This window comes from Corynebacterium sp. HMSC058E07, from assembly GCF_001809885.1.
GTDB classification, from domain to species: domain Bacteria; phylum Actinomycetota; class Actinomycetes; order Mycobacteriales; family Mycobacteriaceae; genus Corynebacterium; species Corynebacterium macclintockiae.
This window is the reverse complement of sequence record NZ_KV799274.1, coordinates 1-12,883: the sequence shown is the minus strand read 5'-3', so window position 1 is coordinate 12,883 and position 12,883 is coordinate 1. Positions and strand designations below refer to the sequence as shown.

At 61.7% G+C, this 12,883-nt stretch carries 9 protein-coding genes; all 9 read right to left on the bottom strand.

Annotated features, from left to right (window positions below; all coding sequences use genetic code 11):
* Positions 1-169: 169 nt before the first annotated feature.
* Positions 170-2,065, bottom strand: coding sequence for a FadD32-like long-chain-fatty-acid--AMP ligase (locus HMPREF2678_RS05075; protein WP_070551204.1), 1,896 nt, complete (start codon positions 2,063-2,065; stop codon positions 170-172).
* A gap of 173 nt (positions 2,066-2,238) precedes the next feature.
* Entirely contained in the window at positions 2,239-3,174 is a 936-nt protein-coding gene (locus HMPREF2678_RS05070; RefSeq protein ID WP_043011696.1) for a cutinase family protein, read from the bottom strand.
* 83 nt (positions 3,175-3,257) lie between these two features.
* Positions 3,258-3,851, bottom strand: a complete 594-nt coding sequence (locus HMPREF2678_RS05065) for a DUF732 domain-containing protein (RefSeq protein WP_070551202.1) — start codon at positions 3,849-3,851, stop codon at positions 3,258-3,260.
* Between the two features lie 2 nt (positions 3,852-3,853).
* Complete coding sequence (locus tag HMPREF2678_RS05060) at positions 3,854-5,839, bottom strand: alpha/beta hydrolase-fold protein (protein WP_210382704.1); 1,986 nt, start codon at positions 5,837-5,839, stop codon at positions 3,854-3,856.
* 812 nt (positions 5,840-6,651) lie between these two features.
* Positions 6,652-7,665: an alpha/beta hydrolase gene (locus HMPREF2678_RS05055; protein ID WP_034968475.1), complete on the bottom strand. Its 1,014-nt coding sequence runs from the start codon at positions 7,663-7,665 to the stop codon at positions 6,652-6,654.
* A gap of 320 nt (positions 7,666-7,985) precedes the next feature.
* Positions 7,986-9,014 carry a decaprenyl-phosphate phosphoribosyltransferase gene (locus tag HMPREF2678_RS05050; protein WP_034981568.1) on the bottom strand — a complete coding sequence of 343 codons (1,029 nt, stop codon included), beginning with the start codon at positions 9,012-9,014 and terminating at the stop codon, positions 7,986-7,988.
* Positions 9,011-9,613: a phosphatase PAP2 family protein gene (locus tag HMPREF2678_RS05045; RefSeq protein WP_034972213.1), complete on the bottom strand. Its 603-nt coding sequence runs from the start codon at positions 9,611-9,613 to the stop codon at positions 9,011-9,013. The genes HMPREF2678_RS05050 and HMPREF2678_RS05045 overlap by 4 nt, the downstream gene beginning before the upstream one ends.
* A gap of 92 nt (positions 9,614-9,705) precedes the next feature.
* Positions 9,706-11,769: a glycosyltransferase gene (locus tag HMPREF2678_RS05040; RefSeq protein WP_070551198.1), complete on the bottom strand. Its 2,064-nt coding sequence runs from the start codon at positions 11,767-11,769 to the stop codon at positions 9,706-9,708.
* A gap of 249 nt (positions 11,770-12,018) precedes the next feature.
* The coding region (locus HMPREF2678_RS10035; protein WP_141747025.1) for an ATP-binding protein at positions 12,019-12,883 on the bottom strand (865 nt) is incomplete at its 5' end.

Below are 12,883 nucleotides of genomic sequence, written 5' to 3'. Positions count from 1 at the left end.
GTCGCCGTTTCCTTTCGTGCATTAATTCGTGAGTGAGCCGTGTGCAGTTATGTGGGTGTGTGCCACAAAGCAATAAACGACCACCGAGATACCGGCTTAAACGCTGTCGAAGGCCGCACGGGGGTCGCTAGTATCGCCATATTTTAACGCGCCTGAAGCGCTTTATGGATTAAGCGCCCAGCGTGCCCTCCAGATACGCCTTCGCAGCTACGCGGCGGGCGATCTTGTTGGCGGAAGAACGCGGGAGGGTGCCCGGCGCGATGATGCGCACGTCCGAGGGCTGCACGCCGTGGGTGGCGGTGACGGCGGCTCGCATGGCCTCAATGGCCTCCGCATCGCCATCTTCGGTGGCCTCCGGGTCGCGCTCGGCGATGATGACCAGCCCCTCGACGGATTCGCCGTCGGCGCCACGGGCCGCAGCAGTGCCCTCGCCGGCGCCCACTGCGAAGGCGGCGATAACGGCCGGAGCGGTCTGCGCGGTGGCCTCGTCGGCGGTGGCCTCGATGTCCTGCGGGTAGTGGTTGCGGCCTGCGACGATGATGAGGTCCTTCAGTCGGCCGGTGATAAACAGGTGCCCGTCGACGATGACAGCCAGGTCGCCGGTGCGCATCCAGTTGTCCTCCGGCACGTCGCCCGCGTGGCCACCGGATTCCAGACGGTTGGCTACGGGCAGGTTGTTGCGGAAGGTTTCTTCGCTTTCCTCGGGGCGGTTCAGGTAGCCCGCTGCCATATTGTCGCCGTGCACCCAGATCTCGCCAACGTTGCCGTCGGCGAGCTCCTTGCCGGTCTCCGGATCCACGATAGCCAGCGTCTGCGGGGAACAAACCTGGCCCAGGGAAACCAGGGAGAGGCTGTCTACGTCGTCCGCACTGCCCTCTACTACGGCTCCGGCGGACAGCTCTTCGCGCTTAAACCACTTCGTCAGCGGGCGCTCGTCAGTCTGCGGGGTGGTGACAATCAGCGTGGCCTCGGCCAGACCATAGGACGGACGCATGGCCTCCTTCTTAAAGCCGTAGGGGCCGAAGGTATCCAGGAACTTCTGCACAGAGCTGTGGTGCACCGGCTCGGAACCATTGATGATGCCGTCGATAGCGGACAGGTCCACGTCGGCGAGCTCCGCGACCTTCGCCGGGTCGGCGTAACGCACGGCCAGTTCCAGGGCGAAGTTCGGAACGACGGTGTAGATGTTCTCGCCCTCGCTCTTGCGGTTCAGCTGGCGGACCCAGCGGGCCGGATCCTGGATGAAGTCGCGCGGGGACATTAGCTCGAAGGGAAGTCCCAGGATGATCACGAAGGCGGACAAGATCACGCCCATGTCGTGGTGCAACGGCAGCCAGGTGGAAAGACGCAGAGGGGTCTTCAGGTTAACGGCCTTAAAGATCTGCAAAACGTTGGTGACGATCGACTTGTGCGTCAGCACCACGCCAGCCGGGGTGCGCGTGGAGCCGGAGGTGTACTGCAGGAATGCTTCCTCGCTGGACTTCGGGGCCAGGGATGGATCCGCCATGATGGCGGCCATGGGGTTCTGCCAATCGTCGGCCAGCGCATCCGGCAGCGCGTCCACCGTCAACACGCGCGGGCGCTCGGTCGCGGGGATGGCAGCGAAGTGCTTGCGTACCGCAGCCGCGGAACGCTTGTTAGTCAGCACTACCGTCGGCTCGGAGGAACCCAGCACGGCGGTTAGATGACCGGTGTGGCCCGGCTCGTTGGGGTCGTACAGCGGAACCGGCACCATGCGGGCGTACATCGCGCCGAGGAAGGCGTACATGTACTCCGGGGAGTTATTAGCCAGAATCGCCACGCGGTCGCCGGGCTTGGCGACCTGCTGCAGGCGCACGCACACGGCCTTAATGCGGGTGTTCACTTGCGCGCGGGTGATCTCGTGTACCGTTCCCTCGCGCGACTCGGAGAAGTCCCAGTGGCGGATCAGCACATTATCTACGGTGCCTTCCATCTGCGCCATCGTGTACAGCATCTCGCACATACCGGAAAGGGTCAGCTGATCAGGGATGTTGATATTGCCCTGCTCGTCGTAAAACTGCCCCATTGCCGAAGTGATATCCACTGAGATCTCCTCTATCTGTTTCTATAAACACTTAGTTTTACTTGTGAAACACATCGTACCGGGAAAGGCATTCGTTACCCTGCAATTGCGCAATGCTGTGTCTCGCGCCCGGCGGCATGCAGTACCTTCGCCCCCGGCGCCGTATGGTGCACTCGCGCCCGGCGCCATGCCAACTACTTGCCTGTGCGCTCGTTAATCAGATCCCGAGCCCAACCAACGATGTACTCCGGCACGGTCTTCCCGTCCACGACCGTGCCATTCGTCGCGTACTGAGAGTGGACAGCATTGGCAGCCACCAGGTCCTTAGCTCGCACAAGAGCATTGCCCAGATCCCCTGGGGCGTCACAAATAAGATCGGCAGGCGCACAGAAGTTATTCACGCGATCGTTGAGTTCACCAAAGCCATCCGGGCGCGGACCGCGCATCGTCGCCCCGGGGACGATCGTCTGGATCAGCCCGCTCACCGGGTTCAGCGCAATCTCCGCGCCCGTACCGCGGATGCCTTTCGCACCGACCAGCGTGCCCTTATCCAGCTCCTGGCGACCATCGGCGATCAGAGCCACACCCAAGATCCTGTCTGCGGGAACCGGCCCCCGGTTGTTGCCGATCTCCCCAGCCATGTCGCCCGTGATCACCGCGCCCTGGCTGAAGCCGGTCAGCACGAAGGACGTTGCCGGGCATGCCTTGTGCATCTCCCGCAACTCGTTTTCCAGCCGCTTGAAGCCCTGGTTACGGGAGTCGTCGTAGGTCATCTCCCCTCTCGCGTTGATGTTGCGGAACTGCGCGGTGTACGGCAACGTCCACACCTTCACTTTCTCCTTGGGGAACTCCTCGGTCAGGGGGCGGGTGACATTCAGCAGCAAGGACCGCGGGTTGGCGCGCGGAGCCAGCGGATCATCGTCCGCCTTGGATTCCCACGTACCCGGGGCCGCCAGCACCTCTACATCCGCACACCCTGGCGGGTTCTGCGCTTCAGGGCTCGGCGGTGCAGAGGGCTTGCCCGGCCCGGGGCCTCCCGGTTGATCATTTGTGAGTAGCCAATTCCCCACGCCCACCACGATCAGAGCAAGGAGGACGAGCACGGCCAGAATGGTCAAGACCTTTTTCATAAATTCCTTCTAGAACAAAACCAGGCTGCCCGCGCGTAAGTGTGGACAGCCTGGTTACTCGAGACTTCGGAAGCGCTGAAGCCCTAACAATACGCCGATTTCGCTGCGTTGCGAATAGCTTCCTCGGCCTTTTTCGGATCACCGTCGATCACGCCGTTCTCCTTCAGCTGCCCCGCAGCCAACGGAGTGTAGACGTCCGCCTTGCCGCCGCCTTCGGCGGTACAGTGCGCTTGACCAGCTGCAATGACCTGATCTTCCAGGCCACCAATATCGGAGGCATCATCGGCCTTCGTCAGGTCAATGCCGCCATCCTTCAAGCGGTTCAGGAAGTCCTTGTCCTTGTCGCTACGCTGCGCGCCATTGGGGATCTCATCCACCTCATCTACGCCGCCGTCGTGCGCTGGCGCACCGCCTTGGCCGGCGGAGCCTGGGGCGTCACTACCTTCCGTAGAGCTAGAGCCCGACTCACCGTCACCGTCCTTGCCGTCTTTGTCTTTGTCGGACTTGGACCCAGACTCTGACGCAGACACCGACGGCACTGAGGATTCGGTGGAATTGTCCACCGTCTCGTCGTCGCCGCAGGCCGTCAGCGCACCGAGGGACAGCAGCGCCACGCACGCAGCACCGACAACGGCACCGCGGGACGTGCGTCCGGTGTTTTTCTTAGTGACGCCCACCGTTAGAGCACCTCTACGCGTCCGTTGACCTCGCGGATCTCACCGTGCTGGAACTTGATCCTCGTTCCGCCGGCCGGAATGTCCTCGTAGTCGCTGGTCGGGTAGCCGAGCTTGCCCTGCTCCCAGCCACGCTTGCCCCACTCGTCGAACACATTGCCGTAGTAGATCACGTGCGCGCCGGTGAACGGGGACCAGTAGATGTTGCCGTGCTCGAACTCGGAGAAGCGGCCGCCCTTGATCTCCTTTTCACCGCTCTTCGGCTTGCCCAGCTTGGAGTTCAGGCCACCCAGCTGCAGGTACTTCTCGGCGATCTTGCCCTGGACGTAGTTGGTCTTGTTGTCCTTATCGCGGACGATCAGGCCGTTCTGGAACTTCTGCATGTAGCTGTCGCCGACCTTCTCGACCTCAGCGATCGGGTAGCCCAGCGGGCCGTTCTCCCAGTTGGTCTTGCCCCACTCGTCGACGAAGTCCTTCGGCACAGCGAAGGCGCCGGTCTCGTGGGTCCAGTAGATCGCGCCATTCTCGAAGGCCGTGAAGCGACCGCGACCGTTGGAAATGACGTGCTCTTCGGAGATCGGGTAGCCCAGCCAAGAGTCCGGGCCGTTCATCGACGCGTAGCGGGCGCCAATGCGGCCCCAAACGAAGTGGGCGCCGGTCTTCGGGGACCAGTAGGCACGGCCACCGCGGAAGTCCTGAACCTTGCCGCCGTCCTTAGCGTCGTACTCGTTAGAGATGCAGGCGCCCAGGTTCGGAACCTTCTTGACGTTCTCTGCGATAGCGCCGCCGACCTGGCACTTCGCACCGCGGTCAGCTTCCGACAGGCCGAGGGCATCGGCGATGTGCGGCCATGCCTGGATCATCTCGTACTGCCAGTACGGCCAGTCGTGGGTGCCGGACGGACGGAAGGCGGTGATCGGCTTGACGCCCGCCTGCTTAGCGCGCTTGACAAAGGTCTCGGTGGTCATACGGGACATGGCTTCCAGACCGAAGCCCGCCATGTTGCTCGGCAGCCCGGGGATAGCACCCGGCTTGTCGTACTTGCCGGCGTTGCCGTTGCCTGCGGAGACGTAGACGGTCATCTTCTTCAGAGCTTCAACGCCCAGCTTCGGATCGTGGTCGATCCAGTCCTGGGAGCCGAATTCGCCCCACATCTTCTTGGCGTCGTAGCCATTGCCGTCATTGGTGGCATAGGCGATGGCCTCGGGCATGCCGTAGGAAGTCGTATCTAAGTAGCCGGAGAAAGAACCAACGAACTTCCACATCTCCGGGAAGCGCTCGGCCAGGTTCATCGCGGCGGTGCCGCCCATGGACAGGCCGGTGATGGCGCGGTCTTCGTTGGCACGCCAGCCTTCGCGCAGCACCGGCGGCAGTTCCTTGGTCAGGAAGGTCTCCCACTTGTAGTGCTTGCCTTTGTCTGGCTGCTGCCAATCGGTGTAGAAGGAGGACTCGCCGCCGACGGGCAGAATCACGTTGACGTTGCGGTCCGCGTACTGGTTAGCAATGTTGGTGGACAGGGTCCAACCCGACTCGTCCTCGCGGGCGCGCAGGCCATCGAGGGCCCACACGGTCGGGAACTTGCGGTCCGGCTGGGAGTACCAGTCGCGAGCCAGCAGGATCTGCACCTTGATCGGCTTGCCCGGCATGGCGGCAGAGTTGATGAAGACGTTCGCCCAGCGCTCGGTGATCCACTCAACGCGGTCCACGCTGACACCCTCCGGCAGGCCCTGCAGGTGCTGCTCGGTGACCTGGCGCGGGGTGCGCTTCGGGATGCTCTCGGGGTCCAGGTAGCTGGTGCCGGAGCCGGGGCCCAGGGATCCGCCCAGGGAGCTCTGGGCGGCAGCGACCGGGGTCAGCGGCATTGCAAGTGCAACGGAAAGCGGCAGTGCCAGGAACGCGGCGCTTCCGCGGCGGAGGTTGCTGCTGTTCGTGCTACCGGTCTTGCTGCTGGCGGAGCGAGTGCGACGGGAAATTTTCGCTGCAAGGCGCATAGTCTTCATTCTTTCTGTTGCTCTTTGGTTGTTTGGTTGTAGTTCTGCAGTTGTCCTGGCTTCCACCCTGCAGTTGTGCTGGTCGTGCGTAGTTGTAGGCCAGCTCAGCGCTGGTGCTGTGTCAGCCGAAGCAGGTTCCCCTCCTGCTTCGCACTGCCGGCCATTACTGAACTTTTCGATCCAGGTACTCTATTCAGATTCTGTTTATTGCTGTCAATCACGGCCTGGGGCTTCCCGCCGGGACGCCTCGCTGAGCAGTCACGGCAAGCACTTCCCACAGGCGCGCTTCAAGCACGTCAGTAATTATGGCAAGCAAAAGCGTATTCACATGGACAACACGCGGAACATTTAAAGTTTTACTTTAGGGTTAGCCTAGCACGTAACCACTGTTACCCATGTGACCCTTTTTACTCTTCCTTTTTCTTGACGCCGCCACGCCCCAACCACCCCACCTCGACCACCCCGCCCAGATAGCCAACACCGGCAAACCCTCTTCCCAGCCCCACGCCCCAGCCATCCAGACCAGCCCCACACCCCGGCCTAAATGTCGGAAAAGTTGCACTTCTTTGTTGGTAACTATTTCCATTTCGCAAAACCGCTGGTCAGAGCGCCACAAATCGTATCCACAAAATGGCCGACTTGAAGCTTTGCAACTTTTCCGACATTTACCCCCAAGAAGCGCAAAAGCCACCGCCGAAGGCGACCGGCTATTCAAGCCGGCACCTCAGACAGTGGCTTCGGGACCTAACCAGGCCCCCAGTTAGCAAGGCCTCCGTTTAACAAGGCCCCAGGCTAACTAGTCACAAAATTAACTAGGCACCCAGCGCGCGGAGGATGTGCGGGCGAGCCTTGCTCAGCTCCACATCCCAGTACGGCCATGCGTGCAGGCCGTTGATCGGGTAGCTCACAACTGGGCGAGCGCCTACCGCACGAGCAGCCATCTCAAACTTCGCAGTGGAGGTACGCGCCATCCACTCCAGGCCGATGCCGGCAGCAACGCCACGCGGGTTCTCCAGGAACTTCTCGCCGCGAGCCGGAACTCCACCGGATGCAGCCAGGTAAAGCGGCATACCGCTGAAACGGCCAGCCTGAACAGTCGGATCATTGCGGAAGCGCAGCGGGTCTACTGGGCTGCCCCACATGTCCCAGATGTTCGCACCCTTGTCCGCATCGGACATCGCGTACTGGATTCCGGCGTACATGCCCGGCCAGGTCGGGTTCAGGTAACCAGACAGGGAGGTCGCCTGCTTGAACTGGTTGCGGTGCCACGCAGCCAGGTTCATCGCGGCAGTACCGCCCATGGACAGACCGACAATGGAGTTGCGGTTCGGGCTCACGCCAAAGTTACGCTGCAGGTAACCCGGCAGTTCGCGGGTCAGGAAGGTCTCCCAACGCGGCTTCTTCGGACCACCCTTGCCGCCGTACGGGCCCTTCCAGTCCGTGTAGAACTGAGCCTGGCCACCAACGGGCATAACCAGGGTCACGTTGTCGTTGACGAACTTCTTCACAGCGTTGCCAGACCAAACCCACGCGTTATAGTCCTGGCGTGCGCGCAGGCCGTCCAGCATGTAGACGCCAGCGTTACCGCCACGCGAGGAAGGCTTGATCTGCACCTGGATCTTCTGCCCCATCGCCGGGGAGTAAACCCAGCAGTTCTGCAGGTAGTACTTGTGCTTGCTCCAGCTGCAGCCCGGGCGCAGGTGGCCGCGGTTATCCGCAGCAGCCGTAGGTGCAGTTACAACAGCCATGCCCAGCGCAGTGGCCACTGCAACCAGGAATGCAGTGAGCTTCGCGCCCAGTCCCTTACTCTTCATCGTCGAATTCATACAATCCTAAACAGCTCTAGTCAGTCTTGAAATCTCTCGAAACGCAGTTGCTCTGCCGAGAAACACAGAATGCGAGTACGTTATCAAATCTTTACGATCCTGCTCAAGATAACTATCGAATCCATTAAGTAAATCGCTACATCTTCCAATAATTAAGGTCTCTCCTCCCCTCCCCCGCCACAGCAGTCACACACCCATCTCTCGACGCCACATTTTCACCCCCAAAAGTGTAACGCCGTTCACACCCAGCCCGGCTGCTTAAGAAAAGCAAAAGACGCCAACCTTCCGCGGGGGAAGAGTCGGCGTCCAAAAGAAAACAGCTAGAACATCGGCACGATGTAGACAGCCATCGCCACACAGAACAACCAGGCCAGCGCCAGCAACTGCAGGGTGCGATCCTCGAGGGCGATCTCGTCGGGCGCGCCACCCTCGCCTCGGTCAACGTCCGCAGCATAGCGCAGAATCGCGATGGTAAACGGCACCATCGAAACCTGGTACCACACGGCAGCCACTCCGGAATCGACGGTCTGCGCCAGGCCGAAGCCCCACAGCGCATAGCTCAGCACCACGGCGGTGGCGGCCAGAGTCCAGACAAAGCGCAGGTAGGTTGGGGTGTAGCTCTCCAGGGACTTGCGGATCTTCGCGCCCGAGCGCAGCGAAAGCTTCAGCTCCGCGTAGCGCTTACCCGCCGCCATAAACAGCGAGCCGAACGCCGCGACCAGCAGGAACCACTGCGACAGCAGAATCGCCGCCGCCACACCGCCGGCCATGGCGCGCAGCATAAAACCGGAGCTCACCAGTGCAATGTCGATCACCGGCTGGTGCTTCCAACCGAAGCAGTAGCCCAGCTGCAGGGCGATGTACACAGCCACGACGATCGCCAGGTTCGTGCCCGACGAGGCCAGCAGCGAGCCGCCGATCGCCGCCAGGATCAGCACCACCGACATCGCATACGCCAGCCCCACCGGCAGCACGCCAGCCGCAATCGGACGGAAGCGCTTCGTCGGGTGCGCCCGGTCGGCTTCCACGTCGCGCGCGTCGTTGATCAGGTAGATCGAGCTAGCCGCCAGGCAGAAAGCCACGAAAGCGATCAGCACGTCCAGCAGCACGCGGCTGTGGAAGAGCATGTCACTACCCGCAGCCGCCGGAGCCGCGACGACCAGCACGTTCTTCACCCATTGTTTCGGGCGCAGTGCCTTGATCATCGCCTCCGGCAGGTTGCGCGGCGGGCGCAGCTTCTTCGTGTCGGTGGCGGTGCTGGTCGCCTGGTTCGGGTCTTCCAACCCGGACGTGTGTGGCTCCGCGCCGATCAGCGGCTCCGGGCGGCCGTCGCTACGCTGTTCGCTCACTGGCTTTTCTCCTCACTGTTTTTCTTTGTGACGCCCCCACGTCCCCCATCCACAACCCTGCGCACGGCGATGGCCGTGGCAGCGCCGATGCAACTTCCGAGGGCTACGTCAGAGGGATAGTGTACGCCTAACACCAGACGCGACAGCGCCATCGCCGGGATTCCCACGAGGGGAAGCGCCCCGGTGCGGTTGTTTGCCGACTGGGTAAATGCCACCAGAGCTGCGGTGGAGCTGGTCGCGTGGGAAGACGGGAAGCTCAGCTTCGAGGGCGTGCCCACGCCGATCTTGATCCGCGGGTCGTGCGGGCGCGGGCGGCGGACGATGCGCTTGAGGACCACGCTGGCGGCGTGGGCGAAAAAGGCGCTGGCGCCCATGGTCAGCCAGCCGCGGCGCTCTGGGCCGTCGGCGGACTTGCCCTGCGCCAGGGCCAGGCCGTAGCCCAGAGCAGCGGTGCCCATCCAGCCGAGGGCGTGCTCACCGAAGTGGCTCATGCCACGGGCGGTGGGCAGGATTCCCGGCTTGTCGGCCAGCTGCTTTTGCAGCGCGACCAGAATGTCGGATTCGCCCAGCGGGTCGCCACTGACGTGTGTGGAGCTCATTGTCTTTGCGTTGTCCTTACTTCGGTCTGGCTCGGTTTCGGTCTGGCTCGGTTTCGGTCTGGCTCAGCTTCGGTGCAGCTAGCGTCGGCTCGCTACTTGTTTTCCACGCTCTCGGGCTCGAAGATCTGTGCCCAGCCTTCCCGGCTTGTCAGGTGCGGGTGGGCTGCGCGGTAAGCGTTGCGCAGCTCGTCGAAGCGGTCGTAGACCTGCTTTTCCAGGCGCGCATACTCCTTCACCAGCGCCAGCATCTGGCCTCGGTCGCGCTTACGGTAGAACACGCCCTTGCCATCGGCGGTGGTCACGGTCGCGCCGTCGACGCGGGAGAGGCTGAACCAGCGGGCCTCGACAGGCGGGAGGTTCACCTGCGGTGCGTGGTGGTGGCGGGCGTCTGCAGGCTTGGCGTTGTGCAACAGCCCCTTGGCAAGAGTGACGATCTTGGCCTTCTTGCTCAACGGGATGCGCGTGAGGCCCGCCGGGCCACCCGTCGCTGGGGGCAGGTCGGTAGCAGATGGGACGACAACCGCATCAGAGTAGTTCTTACGCAGCTTCGCGATGCGCGGCAGAGAGGTATCCAAGATGTCAAACAGCTGGTCCGGGCCTGCCAGGAAGTCCTTCATTGCCTCGATGTGCAGGGCAACGGTGGAGTACTCCAGGCACAGGAGGTGCTTGGTCGCGAGCTTGGCCAGAGAGACCAGCAGCCCTCGCGGGGAACCTTCCATCTGCATGGCCGCCACGATCAGGCGGTTGCGGATGTGGAAGTAGGACTGCCAGTCGATGGCATCGTCCTTGCTTGACCAGGCCATGTGCCAGATCGCGATGCCCGGCCAGGAGGCCGTGGGGAAGCCAGCATCCTTTGCACGCAGGCCGTATTCGGCGTCATCCCACTTAATAAACAGCGGCAGGGGCTGGCCGATGCGATCAGCGACATAGCGTGGGATCAGGCACATCCACCAACCGTTGTAGTCAACGTCGATGCGGCGGTGCAGATCCTTGGAGTTCTCCGAGTTATTCGGGGTGCCGTAGCCCTTGTCGATGACGTCCCGGGCCACCGGCGCGATCGGCTGGCCTGCAGCGTTGTGGGCAGTGCCGTCGCCCAGGTCGCGCAGCGGGTGGCGGTAGAAGTCGTGAGTGTAATGGGTGTGCGGTGCCCCACCCCACATGAACACGTCGCGATGGACGACCTCGCCCATGCTGTGCAGGAAGCTGCGCTCCTGCAGATCCAGCATCTGGCCGCCGATCAACATCGGGGACTTCGCATAGCGGGCGGCCGCCAGGGCGCGCAGGACGCTATCGGGCTCGATGGCGATGTCGTCGTCCATATACAGGATGTACGGGCTGGTGGTGCCACGCTCCGGGTGGCGGGCTTCGTACATGATGCGGGAGTAGCCACCGGAGCCACCCAGGTTGCCCTGCTGCACGATGCGCAGGCGATCGCCAAAGTGCTCCGCGACCTCGTCGAAGTCGGGCTCGTCGGCGGGGTGCTTGTCGCCCTGGTCAGGCATGATGATGGCCTCGATGCGTCCGTCGACCTCGGGGTCGGAGGCCAGCGCGTGTAGCGCGGCCACCGCGTCGGTCGGACGGTTGAAGGTCGGGATGCCGATGGTGACGCTCGGCTCGGCGACCGGCAGCGTCTCGCCCTCGAAGGCCTGTTCGCCGGCCTCGACGGTGGCGTACCAGCCAGCGGAGTGTAGGCGGGTTTCCTTCTCGCAAGTCAGATCGAACCAGATCCAGCCGCCGTCCTCGAACGGGGCCAGGGAGATGATGAACTCAGCGATGCCGTGGCCGTTCTCATCTGTTTCGATCTGGGCACCCTCGATGCCGATGCGGGATCCGTCGTACTTGGAGCGGTACAGGTCAACGCGAGCCTCGCCCGTGATCTCGATGCGCAGCTTGACCTCGTCCAGCTGGGACCAGCGGCGCCAGTAGGAGGCGGGGAAGGCGTTGAAGTAGGTCTCGAAGGAGGTTTCGCTGCCCGCAGGCAGGATCGCCTCGGTACGGGAGACTGCGTTGACGCGGCCGGGGGTGGTGGCCTCGTTCTCTACGAAATACAGGGAACGCACGTTGCGCGGTTCGCCACGCTTCGGCAGCAAGATGCGCGCTAAGCGGGTGGCGTCGAACCCATCGTTGGTACTGGCTTTCACTGGCTGAGCGTTCATATGCTGAACACAAACCTCCGCATAGGCATTAAAGACATTGGAATATATCCGATTATCCATGAAAGCCGGTCACAAGCGCTTGCGCGACACAGCCACAGTTCAGCCCGAGTTGGACTCTTAGTCGAGGAGCGCCCGCTAAGTGACTGAGAACTTCCCACCAGACATAACACTGTGGGAAGTTAAGTGGGAAGCTAGGCGTGATGCTCTCGCCACCTCCTCATCTAGCTGTAGTTTTCCACTTTTCCACTATCAATTAGGGGAGTTCTGATCTTCAAGCATTCGATAACGTTGCTTCGGACTCCTCGCAGGTTCGGTTCGTTCTACCAAACCTTCGTTAATTAGAGCGTTGACTGCTTTTTGGACAGCTGTCCGGCTCAACTGGGTTCTCTCTACGATTTCGCTGGTCGAAGAAGAGGATTCTTCCTCCAGGATTGCCAAAACATGATCCCGCGCCGTCGTGTACCTCTCCTGAGTAGCAACCCGCCGGCGGCGGAATATTATGGTGAAACTGTCAAGCCGATTGATGTACTCAGGTTTTGGCATAAGAGCATCTTCCAAAGACTGATTTATCGTTGCAATGCCCGTACCACGATTTTCAGCCACGCGCCCCGCCTGTTTTCCTTCACCCGGCAGGGAAACTTCCTCTAAGAAACTTGAAATCCGTTGGTTGCGAGTCGAGCTAACTCCGGGTTCACCCAAATGACGAACCGTTACGCCACCGTATAGACCACCTGGACTTGTAATCTCTAGCCGATCTACAAACATATTGATCTGCACCTGGCTCCCCTGAGCCGACGGCGAGTAATCTCGGTGCATCAGCGCGTTCACCAGGGCTTCACGCACGGCAATTGGTGGATAGTCGGGAAGATCGGTCCGGAACTTTTCACTAATCATGGCTCCAGTGCGCATATTTCTTTTAACTATATCGACACCGGCTTCTACAAGTTCGGGAATGGTACCTGTCAGTCTTGCACTGTCGAGAAGCCTCAAACCAGTGGTTACACTTCCTTTACTTGTCCCTGGAAAAAGCGCGAATGTAACAGTCAAACGCGGGAAGAATTCTTGAGGATAGTCACCCATGACGGTTGCGTCCCTTAGTGTGGTGTAACGCTTG

What these genes read in the sequence shown, in the direction of transcription:
- HMPREF2678_RS05070 (WP_043011696.1), bottom strand. Translation starts at nt 3,174, where the DNA reads ATGAAAAAGGTCTTGACCATTCTGGCCGTGCTCGTCCTCCTTGCTCTG.
- HMPREF2678_RS05060 (WP_210382704.1), bottom strand. Translation starts at nt 5,839, where the DNA reads ATGCGCCTTGCAGCGAAAATTTCCCGTCGCACTCGCTCCGCCAGCAGC.
- HMPREF2678_RS05055 (WP_034968475.1), bottom strand. Translation starts at nt 7,665, where the DNA reads ATGAATTCGACGATGAAGAGTAAGGGACTGGGCGCGAAGCTCACTGCA.
- HMPREF2678_RS05045 (WP_034972213.1), bottom strand. Translation starts at nt 9,613, where the DNA reads ATGAGCTCCACACACGTCAGTGGCGACCCGCTGGGCGAATCCGACATT.
- HMPREF2678_RS05040 (WP_070551198.1), bottom strand. Translation starts at nt 11,769, where the DNA reads ATGAACGCTCAGCCAGTGAAAGCCAGTACCAACGATGGGTTCGACGCC.